The 24456-nt window shown below is 70.4% G+C and carries 19 protein-coding genes; 13 read left to right on the forward strand and 6 right to left on the reverse strand.

Translation table 11 applies throughout. The annotated features are described in order from the left end of the window. Positions 1-92: 92 nt before the first annotated feature. The 6 genes from IE269_RS32210 (at position 93) to IE269_RS32235 (ending at position 7018) form a co-directional block, all read left to right on the forward strand. A complete protein-coding gene (locus tag IE269_RS32210; RefSeq protein ID WP_189826773.1) occupies positions 93-1037 on the forward strand; it encodes an ABC transporter ATP-binding protein in 945 nt (314 codons plus the stop codon). 3 nt (positions 1038-1040) lie between these two features. Continuing rightward, a complete protein-coding gene (locus IE269_RS32215) occupies positions 1041-1832 on the forward strand; it encodes an ABC transporter permease (protein WP_189826774.1) in 792 nt (263 codons plus the stop codon). Positions 1833-1857: 25 nt separating this feature from the next. Continuing rightward, positions 1858-3078 carry a sensor histidine kinase gene (locus tag IE269_RS32220; protein ID WP_189826775.1) on the forward strand — a complete coding sequence of 407 codons (1221 nt, stop codon included), beginning with the start codon at positions 1858-1860 and terminating at the stop codon, positions 3076-3078. Then, entirely contained in the window at positions 3071-3736 is a 666-nt protein-coding gene (locus IE269_RS32225; protein WP_189826776.1) for a response regulator, read from the forward strand. Before IE269_RS32220 ends, IE269_RS32225 begins: the two co-directional genes overlap by 8 nt. A 112-nt stretch (positions 3737-3848) precedes the next feature. After that, on the forward strand, positions 3849-5078 hold the full coding sequence (locus IE269_RS32230) for a hypothetical protein (protein ID WP_189826777.1): 1230 nt from the start codon (positions 3849-3851) through the stop codon (positions 5076-5078). A 644-nt stretch (positions 5079-5722) separates the two neighbouring features. After that, positions 5723-7018 carry a hypothetical protein gene (locus tag IE269_RS32235; protein ID WP_189826778.1) on the forward strand — a complete coding sequence of 432 codons (1296 nt, stop codon included), beginning with the start codon at positions 5723-5725 and terminating at the stop codon, positions 7016-7018. 1 nt (position 7019) lies between these two features. Here IE269_RS32235 and glgX read toward each other — a convergent pair whose 3' ends face one another. Further along, on the reverse strand, positions 7020-9293 hold the full coding sequence (gene glgX, locus IE269_RS32240; RefSeq protein WP_189826779.1) for a glycogen debranching protein GlgX: 2274 nt from the start codon (positions 9291-9293) through the stop codon (positions 7020-7022). Positions 9294-9475: 182 nt separating this feature from the next. Here glgX and IE269_RS32245 point away from each other — a divergent pair, with 182 nt between their 5' ends. The 6 genes from IE269_RS32245 (at position 9476) to IE269_RS32270 (ending at position 16469) form a co-directional block, all read left to right on the forward strand. Beyond that, the gene (locus tag IE269_RS32245; RefSeq protein WP_229898378.1) at positions 9476-10705 is read left to right on the forward strand and encodes a L,D-transpeptidase; all 1230 of its coding nucleotides are present in this window, start codon (positions 9476-9478) and stop codon (positions 10703-10705) included. Between the two features lie 196 nt (positions 10706-10901). Beyond that, complete coding sequence (locus tag IE269_RS32250; RefSeq protein ID WP_189826781.1) at positions 10902-12158, forward strand: L,D-transpeptidase; 1257 nt, start codon at positions 10902-10904, stop codon at positions 12156-12158. Positions 12159-12266: 108 nt separating this feature from the next. Further along, a complete protein-coding gene (locus tag IE269_RS32255; protein WP_189826782.1) occupies positions 12267-13034 on the forward strand; it encodes an enoyl-CoA hydratase/isomerase family protein in 768 nt (255 codons plus the stop codon). Positions 13035-13283: 249 nt separating this feature from the next. Continuing rightward, on the forward strand, positions 13284-13793 hold the full coding sequence (locus tag IE269_RS32260; RefSeq protein ID WP_189826783.1) for an ATP-binding protein: 510 nt from the start codon (positions 13284-13286) through the stop codon (positions 13791-13793). A gap of 724 nt (positions 13794-14517) precedes the next feature. Continuing rightward, positions 14518-15297, forward strand: a complete 780-nt coding sequence (locus IE269_RS32265; RefSeq protein WP_189826803.1) for a polysaccharide deacetylase family protein — start codon at positions 14518-14520, stop codon at positions 15295-15297. After that, positions 15294-16469 carry a YncE family protein gene (locus tag IE269_RS32270; RefSeq protein WP_189826784.1) on the forward strand — a complete coding sequence of 392 codons (1176 nt, stop codon included), beginning with the start codon at positions 15294-15296 and terminating at the stop codon, positions 16467-16469. Before IE269_RS32265 ends, IE269_RS32270 begins: the two co-directional genes overlap by 4 nt. A gap of 235 nt (positions 16470-16704) precedes the next feature. Here the strand turns inward: IE269_RS32270 and IE269_RS32275 are convergent, their stop codons facing one another. Beyond that, complete coding sequence (locus tag IE269_RS32275) at positions 16705-17382, reverse strand: GNAT family N-acetyltransferase (RefSeq protein ID WP_189826785.1); 678 nt, start codon at positions 17380-17382, stop codon at positions 16705-16707. A gap of 25 nt (positions 17383-17407) precedes the next feature. Beyond that, positions 17408-19051 carry a transposase gene (locus IE269_RS32280; protein WP_189826786.1) on the reverse strand — a complete coding sequence of 548 codons (1644 nt, stop codon included), beginning with the start codon at positions 19049-19051 and terminating at the stop codon, positions 17408-17410. 406 nt (positions 19052-19457) lie between these two features. Here IE269_RS32280 and IE269_RS32285 point away from each other — a divergent pair, with 406 nt between their 5' ends. Then, positions 19458-19676: an EF-hand domain-containing protein gene (locus IE269_RS32285; protein ID WP_189826787.1), complete on the forward strand. Its 219-nt coding sequence runs from the start codon at positions 19458-19460 to the stop codon at positions 19674-19676. 239 nt (positions 19677-19915) lie between these two features. Here IE269_RS32285 and IE269_RS32290 read toward each other — a convergent pair whose 3' ends face one another. The 3 genes from IE269_RS32290 to IE269_RS32300 form a co-directional block, all read right to left on the reverse strand. Further along, a complete protein-coding gene (locus tag IE269_RS32290; protein ID WP_189826788.1) occupies positions 19916-20455 on the reverse strand; it encodes a PadR family transcriptional regulator in 540 nt (179 codons plus the stop codon). A gap of 300 nt (positions 20456-20755) precedes the next feature. After that, complete coding sequence (locus tag IE269_RS32295; RefSeq protein WP_189826789.1) at positions 20756-22798, reverse strand: NADPH-dependent 2,4-dienoyl-CoA reductase; 2043 nt, start codon at positions 22796-22798, stop codon at positions 20756-20758. Positions 22799-22989: 191 nt separating this feature from the next. Beyond that, positions 22990-23901 (reverse strand): hypothetical protein, encoded by a 912-nt coding sequence (locus IE269_RS32300; protein WP_189826790.1) that lies wholly within the window; start codon positions 23899-23901, stop codon positions 22990-22992. Positions 23902-24456: the final 555 nt, after the last annotated feature.

Raw genomic sequence — 24456 nt, forward strand, 5'->3', positions numbered from 1 at the left:
CCGACCGGCGCCGCCATCAACCGATCGGCTGATGCCCGGCCCGAGCGCGATGGCCGATACCGGCGCGCCCCGCGCACGGCGATGCTCGTGCCATGCCTCAGAACACACCTCTGGTCGAAGTCAGGGACCTCCGCAAGAGCTACACCGGCCGGACCGTCGTCGACGGTGTCTCCTTCTCCGTCGAGGAGGGCGAGATCTTCGGCATCCTCGGCCCCAACGGCGCCGGCAAGACCACCACCGTCGAGTGCGTCTCCGGTCTGCGCACCCCCGACTCCGGCACCGTCCGCGTCGCCGGTCTCGACCCGGTCGCCGACCACGACCGCACCACCCACCTGCTGGGCGCCCAGCTCCAGGAGAGCGACCTCCAGCCCAAGATCCTGGTCCGCGAGGCCCTGGAGCTGTACGCGTCCTTCTACAAGAACCCGGCCGACTGGCAGCACCTCGCCGAACGCCTGTGCCTCACCCAGAAGTTGACCACCCGCTTCGCCAAGCTCTCCGGCGGCCAGAAGCAGCGCCTGTCCATCGCACTCGCCCTGGTCGGCAACCCCCGCGTCGTCGTCCTGGACGAGCTGACCACCGGTCTGGACCCGAGGGCCCGCCGCGACACCTGGAAGCTCATCGAGGACGTACGCAACCAGGGCGTCACCGTCCTGCTGGTCACCCACTTCATGGAGGAGGCCCAGCGCCTCTGCGACCGCATCGCGGTCATCGACAAAGGCCGGGTCGCGGCCCTGGACACACCGTCCGGCCTGATCGGCAGCTCCGCCGGCTCCACCGTCATCACCTTCACCCCGTCCCGCCCGCTCGACCCGGCGCACCTGTCCGGCCTGCCCGAGGTCGCCTCCGTCGACCGGCGCGGGGAGCAGCTCACCATCACCGGCACCGACGCCACCGTCAACGCGGTGATCACCCTGCTCGCCCAGCACCGCATCACCGCCCGCCAACTCCGCGTCACCGACGCCACGTTGGACGACGCCTTCCTCGACCTCACCGAAGCCACCGCCCCGACCGCCCCGACCGCCGGAAAGGCCGCCTGAACCATGACGACCGCAGCCCCCGCCCCCACCCACGCCCACAGGCCCGTCCCCGGCGGTCCCGCCCTCGCCGCCGTCTTCAAGGCGGAGGGCAGGCTCTTCCTCCGCGAGCCCGGCTCCCTCTTCTGGATGATCGGCTTCCCGACGGCCCTCCTGGTGATCCTCGGCCTGATCCCGTCCTTCCGGGAGGCCAACCCCGACCTCGGCGGCCGCCGGGTCATCGACCTCTACGTACCCATCGCCGTACTCCTCGGCATGATCATGGCGTCCATCCAGGCCATGCCGCCGGTCCTCACCAGCTACCGCGAACGCGGCATCCTGCGCCGCCTGTCCACCACCCCGGTCCGCCCGCCGGCCATCCTCGGGGCCCAGATCGCCCTGCACGGCATCGCGATGATCGTCTCCTCGCTGCTCGCGATCACCGTGGGCAGGCTGGCCTTCGGCGTCGCACTGCCCTTCGCGCAGCCCGGCTACATCCTCTCCATGCTGCTGATGATCGCCTGCGCGCTGGCGCTCGGCGCGACCCTCTCCGCCGTCGCCGCGACGACCAAGGCGGCCACGGCGATCGGTTCCGTCGCCTTCCTCGTCATGATGTTCACCTCGGGCGTCTGGATGCCGGTGCAGACGATGCCCGACCTGCTCCAGACCATCGTCTCGCTCACCCCCTTCGGCGCCGCGTCCCAGGCCCTGGACCGGGCGATGCTCGGAAGCTGGCCGGAATGGCAGCACTTGGGAATCATGGTCCTGTGGGCGGCGGGTCTCACCGGTGCGGCGTCGCGCTGGTTCCGCTGGGAGTAGGCAGATGGGACCGGGGGAGCGGCCGATGGTGATCGAGGACGAGCTGCGGGGGAAGATCTTCCGCTGGGGACCGTACGGAATCCTGGCCCTCGCGCTGGCCGTCGCCCTGTCCACCGTCAAGGAACTGGAGATGACCACCGGCGAGTTGTACGCGCTGGTACCCGTGATCGCCGTGGCACTGGTCCTGCACACCTGGGCCGGACGCGCCGGGCTGTTCCAGTTCGACGGGGGCAACGACTCCACCACGAGCCAGACCGTCTACTACGTCCTCCGGACGATCCTCGCCTTCGTCCTCACCCACCTCAATCCCTTCTTCTCCATCTACGCGGTGCTCGGCTACTTCGACTCCCACGACATGCTGGGCCTCCGCTGGGGCCGGATCGGCCTGCTGGCCACGGCGGTCACCATGGCGTACGGACAGGCCGGGGGCGCCTGGTGGCTGTTCGGCGCACTGCTCGCCCTGCACGTCTCCCTGGCTCTGACCTTCGAACGCTTCGGGCACAAGGCCGAGATGGACCGGCAGAACAAGGTCGCCACCATCCAGGCCCTCGAAGAGTCCAACGCCCGCCTGGAGGAGGCCCTCGCCGAGAACGCCGCCCTGCACGACCAACTCGTCGTCCAGGCAAGGGAGGCCGGGGTCTCCGACGAGCGCCGCCGCCTCGCCGCCGAGATCCACGACACCATCGCGCAGGCCCTCACCGGCATCGTCACCCAGCTCCAGGCCGCCACCGACAGCCCGGACCAGGAGACCGCCCGGACCCACGTGGACCGGGCGACCGCCCTCGCCCGCACCGGCCTCGGCGAGGCCCGCCGCTCGGTGCGCAACCTGAGCCCGGCCGCCCTGGAGCACGACGACCTCCCCGAGGCCCTGAAGAAGACCGTCGATGACTGGTCCCGATCGGCCTGTGTACCCGCCGAGTTCACGGTCACCGGCACGGTCGACCCGCTCCACGACGAGATCCAGGCCACCCTCCTGCGCATCGCCCAGGAAGCCCTCACCAACACCGCCAAGCACGCCCACGCCACCCGCGTGGGCGTCACCCTGTCCTACCTCGGCGACGAGATAGCCCTCGACGTCCGCGACGACGGCCGGGGCTTCGACCTCGCCGCCGACACGGCCGTCGGCTTCGGCCTGGGCGGGATGCGCGCCCGCGCCGAACGCCTCGCCGGAACCGTCGACATCGAGTCCGAACCCGGCTACGGCACGGCGATATCGGCCCGCGTACCTTTGGTCGACCATGCCTGAGAACACTGACGACGCTTCCGTGATCACTCTCCTCCTCGTCGACGACCACCCGGTCGTACGGGACGGACTGCGCGGCATGTTCGCCGCGGCCCCCGGCTTCGAGGTCCTCGGCGAGGCCGAAAGCGGCCCGCAGGGCGTCGAGTTGGCGGAGCGCCTGGCCCCCGACGTGATCCTGATGGACCTCCGGATGCCGGGCGGCGGGGGAGTGGCCGCCATCGCCGAACTCACCCGCCGCGGTGTCGCCTCCAAGGTCCTGGTCCTCACCACGTACGACACGGACACCGACACCCTCCCCGCCATCGAGGCGGGCGCCACCGGCTACCTCCTCAAGGACGCCCCCCGCGACGAACTCTTCACGGCCGTCCGCGCGGCAGCCGCCGGCCGCACGGTCCTCTCCCCGGCGGTCGCCACCCGCCTGGTCACCCAGGTCCGCAACCCCCGCCCCGCGTCCACCACTTCCGACTCCCCCCTCTCCACCCGCGAACTGGACGTCCTGCGCCTGGTCGCCAAGGGCACCTCCAACCGCGAAATCGCCCGCATCCTCTTCATCAGCGAGGCCACGGTGAAAACCCACCTCACCCACCTCTACGCCAAGCTGTCCGTCAACGACCGGGCAGCGGCGGTCGCCACGGGCTACGAACGCGGCATCCTGGGCTGAACCCCGCCGTATTGCCGCCCCTTCCGGAACATCGTGATCCGGCCGTGCTTTTCGCCTCACGGGCCTCAGCCGCACCATGGGTCGCCGTATGTGAACGTGAGGGGTGGGGGACATGAAGAGGATGCGCATACGCGCCTGCGTCGTGCTGACAGCGGCTCTGCTCCTGGGGGCCGTGGGCTGCGACGACGCCACCGGCCCGAAGCCGGACGCGCGCCCCACCGCCCCGCCCAGGCATCCCGTCTACTCCGAACGCCTCGCCGACCAGTTGGTGGCCGCCGGGAAGACGACGAAGGCCGCCGGAACCGCCCGCTTCACCTCCACCTTCACCTGGGACTCCCCGGCCGGGAAGCTGGTCGACACCACCACCGGCGACCAGTCCTTCGGCAGCGCCACCGCTCACGCGACCCGAACGCTCACCATCCCCAAGGGCTTTCCGGAGACCGTCCAACACGCCTACGCGGACAACCCCGGCAGCACCCGCCGCACCTACGCGGTCCAGGACACCGACGTCTTCTACCGCACGAAGCAGGGCGGCTGGCTGCGCTACCCGTCCGACTCCACCTGGGACTTCGCCTGGGCGAAGGGCGACCTCGCCGACCTGGCGGGCACGATCACTCCCTACGGAGGCACCCTCGCGGACGTTGCCTTCGCCAGCTTCCCGACCGCCCCGCCCAAGACCCTCGCCGACGGCACGCGCCGCTACAGCCTCAAGGTCCCCAGCGGCAACGTCTCCCCCCTGTTGCCCCACCTGGAGTCTCCTGCAGGCAAGGACTCCCGACGCGTCCCCGAGATCCCCCTCACCGTCGACCTCGACAAGAACGGCCGCCTGGTCCGCTCCACCGCCGACCTGACCGCATTCCTCAAGGAGTTCGACGTCGGCAAAGCCACCTCCCTGCGCGCCGAACTGACCTTCACCGGCTACGGGACCCCGGTCGCCGCCGCCGTGCCGCAGGGGCAGAAGACCGAGGACGCCTCGAAGGCGCTCACCCTCCTGACGCAGGTCGAGCCCGGCGACTGCGCCGTCACCGACAACGGGCTCGGCACCTGGGCGCTGGTCCGCAGGACCGACTGCGGCGACCCGCACGACCTGCGGGTTTTCGGGCAGGTCACGTTGGAGGAGTCCCACAAGGGCACGCTCACCGAGGACGACGGTTACGACATGGCCATGGATCGCTGCGGTGACAAGTACGACGCCGTCCCCCAGTCCTGGGTCGCCGAGGCGCTCCCGTCCGGTTACTACTACACGAACGGCACCGGTTCGGCCGGCAGCGACGGGAACATCCAGGACGGTGCCAGCACCAGGGTTCACGGCAAGTACACCTGCTACGTCCGCACCTCCTGACCTCGCCCTCTCAGCCCTCCGGCCCGCCTCTTGCCTCACCGGCCCCGGCCCGCCTCCTTTCACTCCGTCCTCGGCCTGCCCCTTTGGGCCCCGCCCTTCCCCTTCCGCTGAGCCCCCTTGGGCGGCGGACCGCCCCCCTTCCCTTTCCCCCGCCCCCTTGGGCGGCGGACCGCCCCCACCCCCCTCGTCCCCCGCCCCCTTGGGCGGCGGGGCCGCCCCCCCGGGGGCGGGACGGGCGGGCAAGGGGGCGGCCCCTCCCGCTCCCGGCCCGCCCGGGTGCCGCCCCTGCCCGCACCTTGCACGCCGGACGCGTCCAGCCCCGGGGCCCTCGGGGCGCCTCCCCGTGCCGGGCACGTGAAGCCCCGGCCCGCCGGGCCAAGAGGGTCCCCAGCCCCGCCCCTTCACCTAAACCCGCGGGGCAAGAGGGGACCGGTTGCCGTGCGGACGCGTCGTGGCTGGGCGCGCAGTTCCCCGCGCCCCTAAAGGGGCACGGCAAGAGCGCGACCGCGCAGCGGAGCCGCAGAGCCAGCCCGAGTTGGGCTGAATGTCCGCAGGGGTGCGGCACCCCCACCGCACACGTAAGATCCCCGCCCGATCCCCCGCCCCCCGGCGGCGGGCCCCACCGCGCACAGGGACAGGGACCGATGAAGCACCCGTACGCACACAAAGCCGCAGCCGCAGCACTCGGCCTCACCCTCCTGACCGGCACCGCCACCGCCTGCGCCCCGACCGGCGAGGGCGCGGGGGCCGCCCCGCACCCCGTCTACTCCGCCCGCCCCGCCGACCAACTCGTCGCCGCCCGCAAGGCCACCCAAGCCGCCGGCTCGGCCCGCTTCACCTCCACCCTCACCTGGCAGCACCCCCGCACCAGCAGGAACCTCACCGACCGCACCACCGGCGACCAGTCCTTCACCCACGGCGTCGCCCACGCCAACCGCACCGTCACCGTGCCCGACGACTTCCCCGAGACCATCGCCGACCTCTACGGCGACCGGCCCGGCCGCAAGCGCTACGGGTACGCCGTCCAGGGCAGCGACGTCTTCTACCGCACCCTCACGGGCACCTGGCTGCGCTACCCCTCCGGCGCCCCGCAGGAGTTCGCCCAGGCCACCTGGGGCTTCAACGACCGCGCCGGCTCCCTCACCCCGTACGGCGGCACCCTCGCCGACGTCGCCTTCGCCAGCTTCCCCACGGCCCCGCCGAAGACCCTCCCCGTCGGAACGCGCCGCTACACCCTGAACGCCGACGGCGGCGTCGCCGAGTCCCTCCTCCCCAAGGGCCTCGCCCTCCGCGACTCGCCCGAACCCGCCGTCGCGAAGTCCGCCCCCGTCCAGGTCCCCCTCACCGTCGACCTCGACCAGGACGGCCGCCTGACCAGGGCCACCGCCGACCTCACCCCCCTCCTCGCGGACCGCGAGACCGACGAGGACGACGGGGCCGAAGACAACCTCTCCCTCCGCGCGGAGCTCAACTTCACCCACTACGGCACCAGAACCGGCCCCCCGGTCCCCCCGGGCGACCGCACCGAGGACGCCACCCGCACCCTCACCCTCCTGACCGGCCTGAAGCCCGGCGCCTGCGCCACCACCGACACCGGTCTCGACGGCCTCTCCCTCGTCCGCCCGGCCGACTGCGCCGCCGGCCGGCACGACCTGCGCGTCCTCGGCCAGGTCAAGGTCAAGAAGTCCACCCGGGCCCCGATCACCACCCAGGACGGCGACGACATCGCCGTCCGCCGCTGCGCCACCCTCGCCGCGAACGCCGCTCCCCGCCTGCGCGCGGAAGCGCACCCTCCGGGCAACTACGCCGCGTACGGCCAGAGTCAGTGGTCCACCCTCATGGGCGGCTCCGACGGCGGCACGAACACCGTCGAGGGCCAGTACACCTGCTATTTCCTCACCTCGGTCCCGGTCGACCCCGACTCCGTCCAAGAGGTCTGAGTCACCGCACCACCCGCATCAGCATCACCGTCCGCCCCGCCACCGAAACCACCGCACCCCCCTCGTGCCGGACCCCCGCCCCCTCCTGCACCTCCGCCGACGTGTCCACCACCACCTCGTACCCCGCCGCCCACGGCTCCCCGGGCAGCGTGAACTCCACCGGGTCCGCCCCCGCATGCAGCACCGCGAGGAAGCTGTCGTCCTCTATCGGCAGCCCCCGCGCGTCCCGCCCCGGGATGTCCGTCCCGGACAGATACATGCCCAGGGTCGAGGTCGGCGCGTACCAGTCGTCCTGCGTCATCTCCTCGCCCCGCGTCGTGAACCACGCCAAGTCCCGCAGCCCGTCCGCCCCTTGGGGCCTCCCGGAGAAGAAGGCGCGGCGGCGCAGCACCGGATGCGCGTGGCGCAGGGCGAGCAGCCGGGAGGTGAGGTCGAAGAGGGAGCGCCATTCCGGCTGGTCGAGGAGGGACCAGTCCACCCAGCTCGTCTCGTTGTCCTGACAGTAGGCGTTGTTGTTGCCGCCCTGCGTGCGCCCCATCTCGTCGCCCGCGACCAGCATCGGGACACCGGTCGACAGCAGCAGCGTCGTCACCAGATTCCGGAGCTGCCGCCTCCGCAGCGCCAGGACGGCCGCGTCGGACGTCTCGCCCTCCGTCCCGCAGTTCCACGAGCGGTTGTCGTGCGTGCCGTCGCGGTTGCCCTCGCCGTTGGCCGCGTTGTGCTTCTGCTCGTACGAGACCAGGTCGCGCAGCGTGTAACCGTCGTGCGCCGTGACGAAGTTGACCGAGGCGTACGGGCGGCGCCCGCCCCACGCGTACAGGTCGCTGGAGCCGGACAGCCGGTACCCCAGGTCCCGTACGTCCGGCAGCGCGCCCCGCCAGAAGTCGCGCACAGCGTCCCTGTAACGGTCGTTCCACTCGGTCCACAGGGGCGGGAAGGCACCCACCTGGTAGCCCCCGCTCCCCACGTCCCACGGCTCGGCGATCAGCTTCACCCGCCGCAATGTCGGATCCTGCGCGATCACCGCCAGGAACGGGGACAGCATGTCCACGTCGTGCATCGAGCGGGCCAGCGCCGCTGCCAGGTCGAAACGGAAGCCGTCCACGCCCATTTCGTTGACCCAGTACCGCAGAGAATCTGTGATCAGGCGCAGCACATGCGGCTGGACGACGTGCAGCGTGTTGCCGCAGCCCGTGTAGTCCGCGTACCGGCGTGCGTCGTCCTGGAGGCGGTAGTAGCCCCGGTTGTCGATGCCCCGCATCGAGAGCATCGGGCCCAGCTCGCCCGCCTCCGCCGTGTGGTTGTAGACCACGTCGAGGATGACCTCGATCCCGGCCGCGTGCAGCGCCTGCACCATCCGCTTGAACTCACCGACCTGCTGCCCGGCCGTGCCGGAGGCCGCGTACGCCGCGTGCGGGGCGAAGTAGCCGATGGAGTTGTAGCCCCAGTAGTTCTTCAGGCCCCGCCGCAGCAGGTGGTCCTCGTGGGCGAACTGGTGCACCGGGAGGAGTTCGACCGCCGTCACTCCGAGACGTACGAGATGGTCGATGGCCGCCGGATGGGCCAGGCCCGCGTACGTACCCCGCAGTTCCTCGGGGATTCCCGGGTGGCGCATGGTGAAGCCGCGCACGTGGAGTTCGTAGATGACGGAGTCCGCCCAGGGGGTCTTGGGGCGGCGGTCGTCCACCCAGTCGTCGTCGTCATGGACGACCACGCCCTTGGGGACGTACGGCGCGGAGTCCCGCTCGTCGCGGACGGTGTCCGCCACGTGCTGCTGCGGCCAGTCGCGGACGTGCGCGTACACCTGCGGGGGGAGGGAGAAGTCGCCGTCCACGGCGCGTGCGTACGGATCGAGGAGCAGCTTCGCCGGGTTCCACCGGGCGCCCGTCCACGGGTCCCAGCGGCCGTGCACCCGGAACCCGTACCGCTGACCGGGCCGCACCCCCGGCACGAAGCCGTGCCACACCTCGTGCGTCAGCTCGCTCAGCGGACACCGTGTCTCCGTGCCCGCCTCGTCGAACAGGCACAGCTCGACGGCCTCCGCACCCCCCGCCCACAGCGCGAAGTTGGTGCCCGCCACCCCGTCCGGGCCGACCCGGAAGCGGGCCCCCAGGGGGTTCGGAGCCCCCGGCCACACGGGTGGCCGGGGGCTCTCGCCGGGCTGCTTGTGGCCGCCGTTCTCGTGCACGGCCCTGGTCGCGGCCCCGTCAGGGGGGCCGTGGAGCGCCTCGCCTGTACGTACCACCTGCACGTCTCGCTCGGGTGCGCTCGACACCTGTCAGCCTCCTGCGGCTCGTCGGGGACCGGCGAGTCGAGAGGCTTTGGCGGCGTCCCGGCCGCCAGGCTCTCCACATGAGGTCCTTCCTGCTGTCATGCCCAGAGTGGCGCTCGCACTCACGTTTCCCCCGCAGGCCGCTGGTCGTTGGCCCGAACGTGAGACACACAGCCCCGGAAAGCGTGAGACACACCGCCCCGAAAGCCGGACGCCCCCCGAGGCGCGCGCTCCGGACCGGACTCGCCGCCCTGCTCCTCCTCTCCCTCACCGGCTGCTCGGGCGGCATCGGCTCCTGGTTCGACGGCGCACCCCTGACGCCGGAGGAGGCCATCCGTATCGTCCCCGAGGACCGGGCCCGCGACGTGAAGGCCGGCTCGCCGCTCGAAGTCACCGTTCCCGAGGGCCGCCTGGAGCGGGTGAAGGTGCTGCGCGTCGAGGACTCCGAGCGGCAGGAGGTACGGGGGAGGATCAGCGCCGACGGCACCTCCTGGCAGCCGGACGCCGGCGACGCCTCCGCCCGGCTGGTGCTGGCCGCCAAGTACACCGTGCACGCCGTTGCCGTCGACGAGGACGGCAAGCGGCAGGCCCGTACGACCTCCTTCACCACCTTCGTCCCCGAGGAGCGCTTCATCGGGTACTTCAAGCCCGAGAACCGCTCCACCGTCGGCACCGGAATGATCGTCTCCTTCTCCTTCAACCGGCCCATCCGCGACAGGGCCGCCGTCGAGCGCGCCATCCGCGTCACCTCGCAGCCCGCCGTGCCGGTCGTCGGGCACTGGTTCGGCAAGGAGAGGCTCGACTTCCGGCCGCGTACGTACTGGAAACCGGGCACCCGTGTCACCACCGACATCCGGCTGCGCGACGTCCAGGCCGCCCCCGGCGTCTACGGCATCCAGAACAAGACCGTCGGCTTCACCGTCGGCCGCCACCAGACCTCCCTCGTGGACGCCGACGAGCACACCATGACCGTCACCCGCGACGGCGAGGTCCTCAGCGAGGTGCCGATCAGCGCCGGAGACGCCAAGAACCCCACGTACAACGGAAAGATGGTGGTCACCGAGATGCAGGACGTGACCCGGATGAACGGCCGCACCGTCGGATTCGGCGGCGAGTACGACATCGCGGACGTCCCGCACGCCATCCGGCTCACCTCCTCCGGCACCTTCCTGCACGGCAACTACTGGGCGCGCGGAGTCTTCGGTTCCAGCAACACCAGTCACGGCTGCATCGGCCTGCGGGACGTGAAGGGCGGCAGCCAGTCCACCCCGGCGGGCTGGTTCTTCGACCGCACACTGATCGGCGACGTGGTCGAAGTGGTCAATTCGACCGACCGAAATGTCGCTCCCGACAACGGCCTCGGCGGCTGGAACATGGGATGGGACCAGTGGACGGCGGGCTCCGCCCTGCGCTGATCCCCGGGAGGCCGGTCCTGGCCTGCGACGTATCCGCAGGCCACCCGCCTGACACCGGCCCGTCACTTGGAACGGAACGGTGACATTTCCGGGGAGTTCCCACCGCGCCCGGTGTGATTATCTAGCGCAGTGTGCGCGGTAGTTGCGTACGGGGGTGCGGGCCTGGTCAGGCCGTGCGCGAGGGGAGAATTCCACATTGAACAGCCAGCCGGTCCAGACCTTCGAGGTCCGGGCATCCACGGGACGCCGGGCGGCACGCGGGAACGGCGGCCGGGCCTTGCTCGCGCTCGTGCTCGGTGCGCTGCTGCTTCTGGTCACCGCGTGCGGCGGCGGGGACAAGAGCCCCGCCGCGAAGGAGAAGCAGGAGCCGGGCAAGGCGGACACCAAGGCCTCCCAGGCCGTCGTGACCGTCGCCCCGAAGAACGGTGCGAAGGACGTCGCCACCAGCGGCACCCTGAAGGTCACCGCCGAGAAGGGCAAGCTGTCCGAGGTCAAGGTCACCGACACCAAGGGCAATGAGATCGACGGCAAGATCTCCGCCGACGGCGCCGGCTGGGAGCCCACCCACCACCTCGCGGCCAGCACCACCTACAAGGTGCACGCGCTCGCGAAGGACGCCGAGGGCCGCGCCTCCGCGCAGGACACCAGCTTCACCACGCTCGTCCCCAAGAACACCTTCATCGGTGACTTCCGCCCGGAGAACGGCTCCACGGTCGGCGTCGGCATGCCGGTGTCCTTCCGCTTCAGCCGAGGCATCACCTCGCCGGACGACGTCGAGAAGGCCATCAAGGTCACGGCCGAGCCGTCGGTGCCGATCGAGGGCCACTGGTTCGGCAACGACCGCCTGGACTTCCGCCCGGAGAAGTACTGGGCGCCCGGCACCAAGGTCACCGTCAAGATCAACCTGGACGGCGTCGAGGGCCGCAAGGGCGTCTACGGCAAGCAGACCCGCACCGTGAAGTTCACCATCGGCCGCAGCCAGGTCTCCACGGTCGACGCGAAGAACCACACCATGAAGGTCGTCCGCGACGGCAAGACCCTGCGCACGATCCCGATCACCGCGGGCGCGCCGTCCACGACGACGTACAACGGCGAGATGGTCATCTCCGAGAAGCTCAAGGTGACCCGCATGAACGGCGCCACCGTCGGCTTCGGCGGCGAGTACGACATCAAGGACGTCCCCAACGCGATGCGCCTGTCGGACTCCGGCACCTTCATCCACGGCAACTACTGGGCGGGCTCCGGCACCTTCGGCTCCGCCAACGTCAGCCACGGCTGCGTCGGCCTGCGCGACGTGCGCGGCGCGGGCGACAGCGGCACCCCGGCGGGCTGGTTCTGGGAACGCTCCATGATCGGCGACGTCGTGATCGTCAAGAACTCGCACGACAAGAAGATCGCCCCGGAGAACGGCCTCAACGGCTGGAACATGTCCTGGGCGGACTGGACGAAGTAACCCTTCCGACTCCGTACGTGTAAGGGCCCGGCGCACTGTGACCAAGTGCACCGGGCCCTTGCGCATCCGGGGGTTCCGCGTCCGTGAACGCCCGCTAACCTCCCCCGTATGACAGTCACTCTCGAAGTCGCCTCCGGCGTCGGCACCATCCGCCTCGACCGCCCCCCGATGAACGCCCTCGACGTCGCCACCCAGGACCGGCTGCGCGAGCTCGCCGACGAGGCGACCCGCCGCGAGGACGTCCGCGCCGTCGTCCTCTACGGCGGCGAGAAGGTGTTCGCCGCCGGCGCGGACATCAAGGAGATGCAGGCGATGGACCACACCGCGATGGTGGTCCGCTCCCGCGCCCTCCAGGAGTCCTTCACCGCAGTCGCCCGCATCCCCAAGCCGGTCGTCGCCGCCGTCACCGGCTACGCGCTCGGCGGCGGCTGCGAGTTGGCCCTCTGCGCGGACTTCCGCATCGCCGCCGACAACGCCAAGCTGGGCCAGCCCGAGATCCTGCTCGGCCTGATCCCCGGCGCGGGCGGCACCCAGCGCCTCTCCCGCCTGGTGGGCCCCTCCAAGGCCAAGGACCTCATCTTCACCGGCCGCATGGTCAAGGCGGACGAGGCCCTGTCCCTCGGCCTGGTCGACCGCGTGGTCCCGGCCGCCGAGGTGTACGAGCAGGCGCACGCCTGGGCCGCGAAGCTCGCCCAGGGCCCGGCGCTCGCCCTGCGTGCGGCGAAGGAGGCCGTCGACACGGGCCTGGAGACGGACCTGGAGACCGGTCTCGCCGTCGAACGCACCTGGTTCGCCGGCCTGTTCGCCACCGAGGACCGCGAGCGCGGCATGCGGTCCTTCGTGGAGGAGGGCCCCGGCAAGGCCAAGTTCCTCTGAGGAATGGCCAATTGACGACGGGTCACCCGGAGGTGAGGGTTAGCTCAGCCTTAAGCGCGGCTTAAGGTCTGCGCGGCCCGCACTCCGGGTGATCACTCACATGCGGCTAGTCATCGCAGGTCAGGCCGGTAGTGGCGACCCGCTTTTGTCTCCGGCACATGCCAGGAGCCGCCCTGTGGAGGGGATGTTCCGGGGGATTGTTTCTCCCGGAACACCCCGTACCGCCCCGGCGGCGGCCATGATGGGGGCATGGCGGGCCTGGAGGGTATGGAGGAACCGCGGCAGCAGGGGCAGGCGACCGCTGCGCGGTGGATGCCGGCCGTCGAGTGCGAACGTACACGCGGGGAGCGGGAGACGTTCGGGGACCCGACGGAGGGCGAGGTGAAGCTGCCCTCGCTCGGCGAATCGGCGGGCACCGCGCGCCGGCTCACGCTGTGGGTGGTGCAGCACAAGTGGGGGCTCTCCGCGCAGGTCTCGGAATTCGCGGTGCTCCTCGTCTCGGAGCTGGTCGGCAACGCGGTGCGGCACACGGGGGCGCGCGTCTTCGGGCTGAAGATGCTGCGCCGCAGGGGCTGGATCCGCATCGAGGTGCGCGACCCCTCGCGCGGGCTGCCGTGCCTGATGCCGGTGGGGGAGCTGGACGTGAGCGGCCGGGGCCTCTTCCTGGTCGACAAGCTCTCCGACCGGTGGGGCGTGGACCTGCTGCCGCGCGGCAAGACGACCTGGTTCGAGATGCGGGTCGTGGACCGGGAGCGCTGAAGGCTCCCCGGGGTGAAGTTCAGCCGCACTTCATCGATGATTCACGCATCCAATCCCATACTTATGCAGAGAATGCCAGGCCAGTGGCCCATCTCACCAACGATTCACATCTAAACTGTGGCGGTTTGCGCGCTTTGTCCGAGTAAGGACTTTTGGCTTGAAGCCACCCGTCTGCCATAGTCGACAACGCGAACCCCATTGACCCGGGCGAGTTCGTCATCAGGCCCTGGAGCACACCCCTTCCGCTCCTCGGCCCCCTCGGAAGCCCCCGCAGAGCGCCCCACCCCGGCGCCTGGGGGCTTCTGGCGTTTCCGGGTCCGGCTCGGCCCCGTACGCGAGAGCGCCCAGGGCCTTGGTCCCCTTGGTCCCGAAACGCCCTCATCGGACCAATCGTCAGATTCTTCGCTTGTCACACTTATGGTGCTCACCCGGGGCGCCCCCGCCCCCGCCCGTCGCCCCACCCGACACCGGCGAGGTGAGCCCCATCGCACCACCGACCGACCGCCGCACCCTGCTGCGCGCGGGAACAGGCGCCGCCCTGACCGCAGCACTGGGCACCGCCTGCACGTCTCCGTCGGTACGATCCGGAACCGCGACACCGGCGGGCCCCGCCGACGGCACGGGCACCACGCCCCCGACCCGGCCGGGCCCCGACGCGGGCCTCGCCGACGGCACCGGCACGACCACCCCGACCCACCCGGCCACCCCCTCGGGCCCGGACGGCATGACGGGCACGGGCGGCACGCCCACGGACGCGGGCTCCACGGGCGGCGCTGCCTCTCCGTACGGCACGAATCCGTACGGCACGCATCCGGACCGTACGAACGGAACGGCCGGCCCCGGCACCCCCGGTGGCAGCACCCGGACCCGGTCCGCGCCAGCCCCGCGCCGCTTCCCCGGTCACCCCGCGCAGATCGAACACGGCCCCCGCAACCGCCCCGCCGTCGCCCTCACCTTCCACGGCCAGGGCGACCCGGCCATCGCGCGCACCCTCCTCGCCCAGGCCGAGCGCGCGGGCGCCCGGGTCACCGTCCTCGCCGTCGGCAGCTGGCTCGACGAACACCCGGCGATGGCCCGCCGCATCCTCGACGGCGGCCACGACCTGGGCAACCACACCCAACGCCACCTCACGGTCTCCGACATGACGGACGCGGAAGCCCTCCGCGAGATCACCGACTGCGCGGCCCGCCTGCGCCGCCTCACCGGCTCCATCGGCACGTGGTTCCGCCCGTCCCGCACCCAGTTCGCGACCCCGCGCATCCAGCGCCTCGCCCACCGGGCCGGCTACCCCCACGTCCTCTCCTACGACGTGGACTCCCTCGACTTCACCTCGCCCGGCGCGACGGCCGTCACCCGCAAGGTCGCCGGGGAGATCCGCAACGGATCCGTGGTGAGCCTGCACTTCGGCTACGCGGACACGGTCGCCGCGCTGCCCGCCCTCCTCGACGACCTCCACCGCCGCGGTCTGCGCGCGGTCACCACCACGGAGCTGCTGACCCCATGACCTCCCGCAAACGCACCCTCTGCCTGGCCGGAATCCTCCTCTCCACGCTGGCGGCCTGTGCCGACCCCGGCGGCAAGGAGAACGTCGAGGCCCTCGGCACCAAGGCGGCCGCCCCGCCCGCCCTGAAGAAGGCGGCACCGGCCGGCCTGCCCGGCATGCCCCCGGTGCAGAACCCGAACGACATCTACGCGGCCAACCGCCCCGGCAACATCGCCCCCGTCGCCCGGAACTTCCCCTCCCGCGTCTACGTCCCCAACACCAACTCCAACACGGTCTCCGTCATCGACCCGAAGACCTACAAGGTCATCGAGACGATCCCGGTGGGCATCCAGCCCCAGCACGTCGTCCCCTCCTGGGACATGAAGACCCTCTGGGTCAACAACAACCGCGGCCACACCCTGACCCCCATCAACCCCGCCAACGGCAAGGCGGGCAACCCTGTCGAGGTCCACGACCCCTACAACCTCTACTTCACCCCGAACGGCAAGCACGCCGTCGTCATGGCCTCCATGGACCGCGAACTGGTCTTCCGCGACCCCCACACCATGAACCGCGTCAAGACCGAACCCGTCACCTGCGCGGGCGTCAACCACGCCGACTTCTCCGCCGACGGCCGCTACTTCGTCGTCTCCTGCGAGTTCTCCGGCGAACTCCTCAAGGTCGACACCGAGAAGATGAAGGTCATCGGCCAGCAGAAACTCCCCTTCGAGGGAGCCATGCCGCAGGACGTCAAGATCTCCCCGGACGGCAAGACCTTCTACATCGCCGACATGATGGCCCACGGCATGTGGGTCCTGGACGGCGAGAAGTTCACCACCCCCAAGCTCCTCCCCACCGGCAAGGGCTGCCACGGCCTCTACATCTCCCGCGACTCCAAGGAGATGTACGTCCCGAACCGCGGCGAAGGCTCCATCTCCGTCTTCGACTTCGCGCAGAACAAACTCACCAAGAAATGGCACCTCCCCGACGGAGGCAGCCCCGACATGGGCGGAGTCTCCGCCGACGGCAAGGTCCTCTGGCTGGCCGGCCGCTACGACTCCGAGGTCTACGCCATCGACACCACCACCGGCCGCCAACTCGCCCGCATCCCGGTCGGCGACGGCCCCCACGGCCTCGCCGTCTACCCCCAACCGGGCCGCTACTCCCTCGGCCACACAGGCATCTTCCGCTGACCCGCACATTCCCACACCGGCCCACCAACCCCGCGCCCCTTCCAGGGGCGCGGGGAACTGCGCGACCAGCCACGACGCTCCCGCACGGAACCCTCCCAATTGCCCCGCAGGGTTTAGGTGAAGGATTGCCCCGCAGGGTTTAGGTGAAGGGGCGGGGCTGGGGCGAAAACCGGGGGTCCGGGGGCAGCGCCCCCGGCCTGAACCGCAACCACCCACCACCCCGCACAGCCCCCCCTCACCCCCGCACCATCAGCACCTCCGACCCCACCGCCTGATACCCCGCCCCCTGAAACACCCTCACACTCCGCGCATTCCCCGGCGGCTGCTGCGCCCACACAACACCCCCCGGCACCAAGTGCCGCGCCGCAACCGCCAGTTGCCTCCCCAGCCCCCGCCCCTGCGCCCCCTCATCCACCTGAATCGCCGCCTCCCACCGCCCCGCAACACCCCGCCCGAGGATCAGCACACCCCCACCGGCCGCCCGCCACACCCGCACCTCATCCCGGAACTTCCTCGCCCGCACCACTCGCGGATGCGAAGGATCATCAAGCTCCACCAACCCCAGCCCCGCATCCGGCGCCCCCGGCAACGCCTCCGCCAGCGTCAGCAGATCAATGGTGTCGTTCATCCGCCGCCCCGCCTTCTCGGCCAACGCCACCAGGAACACGGGGTTCATGGACGCGGCCAGCGGATCACACGGGGTCCGAGCCAGCGTCGTACGCACCCACTCCGGATCCTGATCCGTGAAGATCACCGAGTGGGCGGTGAAGGCCAGCACCCCCGCCACCCGCTCCTCCGCCTGCGGCACCACGGTCACCCCGCCGTCTGGCGGCGGGAACACCCCTTGGGCAGCCGAATCAAGAATGCGGGCAAGCGAGTCGGGGCATTCGAAAGCATGCGCAAGGTCTCTCATGCAGAGATCCAAGCACCCACCGTTCCTAGACAGTGTGCAGGAGTGGGTCTTGGACCCAGGTCCTGGTACTGCGCACATCCCGAACGGTGTTGGATGCGCTGGTTGCCCGCGTTCTTGGTGTCCCGGTTCGGTGACGCGCATCGAGTGCACGGTCCGTGACGGGTGGGCGGGTTCCCTCACGCCCCGGGACTCCCGGTCGGGCCTGGGCGGTCCGATGCCCCGCAGCATCACTCCGGTGCTGCGGGGGCGGTGCCGTCCGACGCCTGATCGAGTGCCCGAGGGCGCGCCTGCCGATGGCCACTGAGGCGGCGTCATGGCGGGTCATGGTGCGGTGTGCGGTGGTCAGGGGTGTGCGCCAGTGCTCGTTGCCCCACATCGAGGTGTAGGCCGCATCCACTGCGACGATCGCGATGCCCGCCTCGGCAGCCATCGCAGTCAGGCGGGCGCGGAGTCTGCCGGTGGGCATGCCGGAGATGAGCTGGCGGAAGCGTTTCCTGCGGCCGTGTTTCTCGCGGGTCTTCTCGGCGGCGAAGTCCAGGTTCTCCATCCCGATCGCCCGCACGCCGCACTGCTTGGCCCAGTGCAGGAGCTGGGTGATCGCGTGCCGGACCTGTGCGTCACGGTGGGTGGAGGCGCCGGAGAGGTCGTAGAAAAAGCGGTGCGGGTCACCGACCGGGTTGCCGTGGGTGTCGAGTTGGTAGGCGGCGAAGTGGTCGGCGTTGGTGTCCACACCGATCATCCCCTGGGCGCGGGCGGTGGCCAGCGGGATCGTGGGCACGGTGGGGCGGGTCCAGGACGCGATGAGGTACCAGCGTCCACGGTCTACATCGAGGTGGATGCGGTAGGCGACCGCCCGGTTGCCCTCGACACGGTCCCGCCACTCCTCGCCCCGGTAGGCGAACGCGACCTTCCCAGCCAGGGTGTACCGGCCATGCTTGCTGTTGGCCAGAGACGCCAGCGGGGCGGGCAGCTTGAGGGAGACCTGGCCGTCGGGGGTGACGCGGATCGTCTCGTTGCCGAACCTCTTGCCCGACTCCCCGTCCGCCGTCAGAAACCAGCGCCCGGCCTCCCACCGCCGACGCCACTGGTCCTCGGTCAGGTGCGCGGCATCAAGGTGATGGCGGGTCTTCAGCAGCCGCCGCCCGCCCCGCACCACCCGGGCCCGCCCGCTGTCCCAGTCCGCACGGGCCGCCGTGAGGCGGTCTTCCAGGAGGTGCAGGCGGCGGGACTTGTGAAACCACTCGCCCTTCGACCGGTAGCCGCCCGGTGCCCGCTTGCTGCCCTTGGCCCCGAGCGGCAGGGACAGCCTGTGGCGCAGCATCGCGATGCCAGCTTCCAGGCTCTGGATGTGCGCGAGGAGGCATCGGCGGGCGAGCGCGTACTGGTCGTGGGTGACCTTGGTGATCGCCCCCGCGATCCGTGACGACGACCTCCCGGTCAGCTCCCGCTTGCGGACCGCCCAGGCCTCGTTGTCGTGACCGTGCCCGGCCGCACAGCGCGCCTTGAGATCCCCCGACGCCAACGCCCCCTGATACGCACCCACCAGCCGCAGCACCTCCTCATCGCCGGGCGTCAGGTGCTTGAGGCGGTCACGGACGGCCACCCCGGACGGACCCGCGGCGACGAACGGCGCCTCAAGGAGCCGCAGTTGCTTCCTCGGCTCAGCCATCGGCCGCCGCCACTTCGATCCCTCTGCGGACACGATGGGCTACCAACCCACACTTGGACGCGTGGACAGAAGACGACGTGAGCCCCTCCACCACCGGAAGGGCACCCTCACGGAGCCTGCGAAACGCCGCATGAGCATGCACGCCATGCAACCTCACACTCTCCGTCACGTTCATATGCTGATAACGACATCACTCACGCAGAGTCACGCACACTCAACACCCTCTTCCGCACCCCCACCCTGACCACCCCCACTGACGTACGCCTCCAGCCCGCCTCACCCACCCCCGACGGCCTCACCCGCGACTACTTCGGCAACCGAATCCCGAACCCGCCCCGCCTCGGTGTCGACCAGGGCCGCTAACCTGTCGCCCGTATTGGCCTGACTGCACCAAGGGGTGGACCACATGGCGGACATCGACATCGATGCGGCGCGCGACGCGTTCAGCAAGTTCGACAAGAACGGCGACGGGACCATCACGGCCGCCGAGTACAAGAGCCTGATGGCGGAGCTCGGCGACTTCACCGTCACCGAGACCGTGGCCCAGGCCGTCATCAACGCGCACGACAGCAACGGCGACGGCCGCCTGACCTTCGACGAGTTCCTGGCCTCCCGCAAGGGCTGACCGCACAGGACCCGCGCACGAAGGGCCGGACCCCCGACAGGGGCCCGGCCCTTCCGCATGCCCGACCCTCAGCGGGGCCCGGCCTGTCCGCATGCCCGACCCTCAGCGGGGCCCGGCCTGTCCGCATGCCCGACCCTCAGCGGGGCCCGGCCTGTCCGCACGCCNCAGCGGGGCCCGGCCTGTCCGCACGCCAGGGCACACCCCCACCGGGGCCCGGCCCTGCGTACGTGCCCGGACACCTACCCGTCCAGCTCCCGCAGCTCCACCGTGGCCTCCTCCAGCCACCCCACCCAGAACCGCTCCATCTCGATCCCGGCCCGCAGCACCAGATGCTGGATCCGCTCCTCGCGCCCACTGGCACCGGCCGGAAAGTCCCGCTTCTCGATCTCCCGGTACGTCGCCAACTGCACCCGGTGCAGCCCCAGGTGCCGCTCGACCTCACCGAGCAGCTCGCCGGTGCCCACCATGGCCGCCGCCCGCAGCCTCAGCGCGAACGCGTCCCGCAACGGCTTGGGATCCTCCGCCTTCGCCACCCACGCGACCAACTCCTCGCGCCCGGCCGGCAGCACCTCGTACTCCCGCTTCTGGCCCCGCGTGGGTACGTCCTGCGGCAGCGCCCGGATGAACCCGGCCTGCTCCAGCTTCCCCAGCTCGCGGTAGATCTGCTGATGCGTCGCCGACCAGAAGTACCCGATCGACATGTCGAACCGCCGCGTCAACTCCAGCCCCGAGGACGGCTTCTCCAACAGGGCGGTAAGAATCGCATGCGGCAATGACATGCCCGCATCCTAGACACCCCCCTCTCCCTCGCCCCCTGGGCGGCGCTTCCCCCCCCTCCCTCGCCCCCTTGGGCGGCGCCCGCCTTTGCCTCCCTAGCCCCCTTGGGCGGCGCCCCTTTCCACCACCCTCCGTCCCCTTGGGCGGCGGGGCCGCCCCCCGGGGGCGGGACGGGCGGGCAAGGGGGCGGCCCGCCCGATCCGGGCCCACCCGGACACCGCCCCCTGCCCGCGCCCACCGGCACCGTCCGAGCCCCACCGGCCCCCGGCACCCACCGGCCCCCGGCCACCCCCTCCCGGGACCTACAGCCCCGCCCCCACCTCCACCCCCTGCCGAATCGCCCTCTTCGCATCCAACTCCGCCGCCACATCCGCCCCACCAATCAGGTGCACCCCAACACCCCCACCCACCAACAACCCCTCATACAGCCCCCGCCGCGCCTCCTGCCCCGTACACAGCACCACCGAATCCACCTCCAGGACCCGCCGCTCACCCCCGACCACCACATGCACCCCCGCATCATCAATCCGCTCGTACGTCACCCCGGCAACCATCTCCACCCCCCTCTTCGCCAGCTCCGTCCGGTGAATCCACCCGGTCGTCTTCCCCAGCCCGGCCCCGACCTTCGTCTCCTTCCGCTGCATCAAAACAACGGTCCGCGTCGCCTTCACCCGCTCCGGAGCCCGCAACCCGCCCCGCCCCTCGTACTCCACATCCACACCCCACTGCCGGAAGAACACCTCCGGCGACACGGACGCCCCCTCACCCTCGTCCGTCAGGAACTCCGCCACATCGAACCCGATGCCACCGGCCCCCAGCACGGCCACCCGCTCCCCGACCTCCACCTCGCCCCGCAGCACCTCCAGGTACCCCACGACACTCCGGTGCCCGACCCCCTCGATCTCCGGCACCCGAGGCGTCACCCCCGTGGCGACCACCACTTCCTCGTACGCCTCCTTCTTGAGCCCCTCCGCGGTGACCTCGACCCCGAGCCGCACCTCGACCCCGCACTCCTCCAACCGGTTCCGGAAGTACCGCAGCGTCTCGTCGAACTCCTGCTTCCCCGGCACCCGCCGCGCCACGTTCAACTGCCCGCCGACCTCCTCAGCGGCATCGAAGAGCGTCACCGCATGCCCCCGCTCGGCCGCCGTCACCGCGCAAGCGAGCCCCGCCGGCCCCGCACCGACCACGGCCACCCGCTTCCGCAGCCGCGTCGGCGAGAGCACCAGCTCCGTCTCATGACAGGCGCGCGGATTCACCAGACACGACGTGATCTTCCCGCTGAAGGTGTGGTCGAGGCAGGCCTGATTGCACCCGATGCACGTATTGATCAGATGCCCCCGCCCCTCCCGCGCCTTCGCCACGAACTCCGGATCCGCCAGGAACGGCCGCGCCAGCGACACCAGATCCGCGAACCCACCGGCCAGCAACTCCTCCGCCAGCTCCGGCGTATTGATCCGGTTCGTCGTCACGAGGGGAATCCCCACCGCCCCCATGACCTTCTTCGTCACCCAGGCGTACGCCCCGCGCGGCACCGACGTCGCGATGGTCGGAATCCGCGCCTCGTGCCAGCCGATCCCGGTGTTGATGATGTTCGCCCCGGCCGCCTCCACCGCCTTCGCGAGCCCCACCACCTCCTCAAAAGTCGACCCACCGGGCACCAGGTCCAACATCGACAACCGGTAGATCACGATGAACTCTGGCCCCACCCGCTCCCGCACCCGCCGCACGATCTCCAGAGGGAACCGCACCCGGTTCTCGTACGCCCCACCCCACCGATCAGCCCGCTTATTGGTGTGCTCGGCGACGAACTCATTGATCAGGTACCCCTCCGACCCCATGATCTCGACCCCGTCGTACCCCGCCTCCTGCGCCAGCCCCGCTGCCCGCACGAAGTCCTCGACGGTCTCCTCGACCTCGGCATCCGTCATCTCATGCGGTACGTACGGACTGATCGGCGCCTGCAAGGCACTCGGAGCCACCAGCTCCGGGTGATACGCGTACCGCCCGAAGTGCAGGATCTGCATCGCGATCCGCCCACCCGCCTCGTGCACCGCGTCCGTGATCACGCGGTGCTCCGCCGCCTCCTCGGCCGTGGTCAGCTTCGCGCCCCCGGGATACGGCCGCCCCTGGTCGTTCGGCGCGATCCCCCCGGTCACCATGAGCCCGACCCCGCCCCGCGCCCGCTCGGCATAGAACGCCGCCATCCGCGCGAACCCGTTCTCCGCCTCCTCCAACCCCACATGCATGGACCCCATGACCACCCGGTTGGGCAGCGTCACAAACCCCAGATCCAGCGGGGCCAACAGATGCGGGTACTGACTCGACGGGCTCGCCTGACTCATCCGAAGCCTCCACACACTCACAGGACGACACTTATGCAACTAGTTGCATAATAGAGTCCAGCCCTACGAATCCGCCCTGAGCGCTGGGTCACACCGATCCCACACATCGGGGCACGAAGGGTTGGGGCACGCGGGGGAGCGTCACAATGCCCCGCCCGCGCGCACTCCGCGACCCCGAGCAGTCGCCCCTCTTACTCCTCCTCGGCGAAGATCTCCTCCGCGGAGGAAACACTCCAGGCGAGCTCCGCCCACCGCCCGAGCACTTCGAGGTCCCGACAGGCAGCGATACGTTCCCGAGTCTCCAGGGAAGGCTCCAGACCACGCCGCTCCAGAACGGTGCACACCATCCGCGCCCGCTCCACGGCCTGCCCCTCTTCAAGCCCTTCCTCACGCCCTGCTTCGCGGCCTTCCTCGCGGGTCCGCCGAGCAGCTTCGGAGCGGAAGAAGATATTCAGGGTGTCCATCAATTTCCTCCAGGTCTGCTGGGCCGCCACGTCCGACAGGCCCGCCTCGACGTACTCGGCGTAGATCACCGCTTCATTCGGATCCAGCTCGTCCAGGGCTTCGGCCAGTGACTTGAGTATGGCAGCGACGCCCGGATCGTTCCCGTGTGTGATCGCCGCGAACACGGCCAGCGGAACGTTGCTCCGCACCTGCTCGGGCTCGGCCATGACAGGCACGTTGTCGGGCCCCAGTACGAGAGGCCTGACCACCAGGGACGGCAAGCCGGGCAGGCCGAATTCGATGGGCTTCGCCGCCCAGCGAGCGGTGGCCCGGTCATGGCACAGGACCAGCAGCACGGGCTGCCCGTCGTACTTGTCCAGGAGGTACGCCAAGTAGTACGCCCAGCTGCGCCGCTTGCGCTCGGCCGGACGCCCCTGCGATTCAAGGATGACGAAGTACGGCTCCCCCTTCGTTTCGATGCGGAGGATCGTGTCCGCGCGGCGCTCGATCGCCTCGATCTCGGTCAGGTCCACATTGACCGGCTCGATCTTCCGGTAGGCGGGAAAGTCGACGCCCAACAGCTCCTGGAGGGCGTCGATCAGCAGGCCGGTGTCCCGTTGGAACACCTTGTGCAGGGATTCGTGGTGCGCAGAGACCATGCCGGGGAAGCTAAGACCTGTCGGGCATGTGCCGCAGGCAAGTGCCAGTGCGTCACCCGGACGAGGGACTGGCCGGGCCGGCGTGAGTGCAGTCGGCGGGGGTTCCCCGCCGCGACCTTCCCGGCTTGACGCGGAGGCACTGCTTCCGTAAGGTTCTGCGGGTTGTCCTATGTGAGTACCGGTTCCTGACCGGCCTGAGGGCAACCATTCCGCAGAAACCGTGATCAATGAGCCCGACATCTGTCGCGCCCATTTCCATGCGCTTTTGCGAAATGAGGATTCCGCGTTCGAGAGAACGCCCCCGATTGGCGTCGGGGCCCAGGAATCCGCTAATGTCTCACTCGTCGGAACGGCCCAACAGCCGCAAAGACAACCCAAGTTCGACTGGGAATCAGGCCCGAAAGGATCTGATAGAGTCGGAACCGCCGGAAAGGGAAAATGCGAAAGCGAAGAACCTGGAAAGCACCGAGGGAATCGGCACTGGAAACAGTCTGATAGAGTCGGAAACGCAAGAACAACAGAAACACCGAACGAAAAACGTCCGGAGGAAAGCCC

Origin of the sequence: Streptomyces spiroverticillatus (assembly GCA_014650415.1) — a bacterium.
GTDB lineage: Bacteria > Actinomycetota > Actinomycetes > Streptomycetales > Streptomycetaceae > Streptomyces > Streptomyces spiroverticillatus.

Coding starts and splice junctions, on each gene's coding strand:
- IE269_RS32265 (WP_189826803.1), top strand. CDS start 14,518: ATGACGGGCACGGGCGGCACGCCCACGGACGCGGGCTCCACGGGCGGC.
- IE269_RS32225 (WP_189826776.1), top strand. CDS start 3,071: ATGCCTGAGAACACTGACGACGCTTCCGTGATCACTCTCCTCCTCGTC.
- IE269_RS32270 (WP_189826784.1), top strand. CDS start 15,294: ATGACCTCCCGCAAACGCACCCTCTGCCTGGCCGGAATCCTCCTCTCC.
- IE269_RS32215 (WP_189826774.1), top strand. CDS start 1,041: ATGACGACCGCAGCCCCCGCCCCCACCCACGCCCACAGGCCCGTCCCC.
- IE269_RS32280 (WP_189826786.1), bottom strand. CDS start 19,051: ATGGCTGAGCCGAGGAAGCAACTGCGGCTCCTTGAGGCGCCGTTCGTC.
- IE269_RS32260 (WP_189826783.1), top strand. CDS start 13,284: ATGGCGGGCCTGGAGGGTATGGAGGAACCGCGGCAGCAGGGGCAGGCG.
- IE269_RS32300 (WP_189826790.1), bottom strand. CDS start 23,901: ATGGTCTCTGCGCACCACGAATCCCTGCACAAGGTGTTCCAACGGGAC.
- IE269_RS32290 (WP_189826788.1), bottom strand. CDS start 20,455: ATGTCATTGCCGCATGCGATTCTTACCGCCCTGTTGGAGAAGCCGTCC.
- IE269_RS32210 (WP_189826773.1), top strand. CDS start 93: ATGCCTCAGAACACACCTCTGGTCGAAGTCAGGGACCTCCGCAAGAGC.
- IE269_RS32275 (WP_189826785.1), bottom strand. CDS start 17,382: ATGAGAGACCTTGCGCATGCTTTCGAATGCCCCGACTCGCTTGCCCGC.
- IE269_RS32235 (WP_189826778.1), top strand. CDS start 5,723: ATGAAGCACCCGTACGCACACAAAGCCGCAGCCGCAGCACTCGGCCTC.
- IE269_RS32295 (WP_189826789.1), bottom strand. CDS start 22,798: ATGAGTCAGGCGAGCCCGTCGAGTCAGTACCCGCATCTGTTGGCCCCG.
- IE269_RS32230 (WP_189826777.1), top strand. CDS start 3,849: ATGAAGAGGATGCGCATACGCGCCTGCGTCGTGCTGACAGCGGCTCTG.
- IE269_RS32285 (WP_189826787.1), top strand. CDS start 19,458: ATGGCGGACATCGACATCGATGCGGCGCGCGACGCGTTCAGCAAGTTC.
- IE269_RS32255 (WP_189826782.1), top strand. CDS start 12,267: ATGACAGTCACTCTCGAAGTCGCCTCCGGCGTCGGCACCATCCGCCTC.
- IE269_RS32220 (WP_189826775.1), top strand. CDS start 1,858: ATGGTGATCGAGGACGAGCTGCGGGGGAAGATCTTCCGCTGGGGACCG.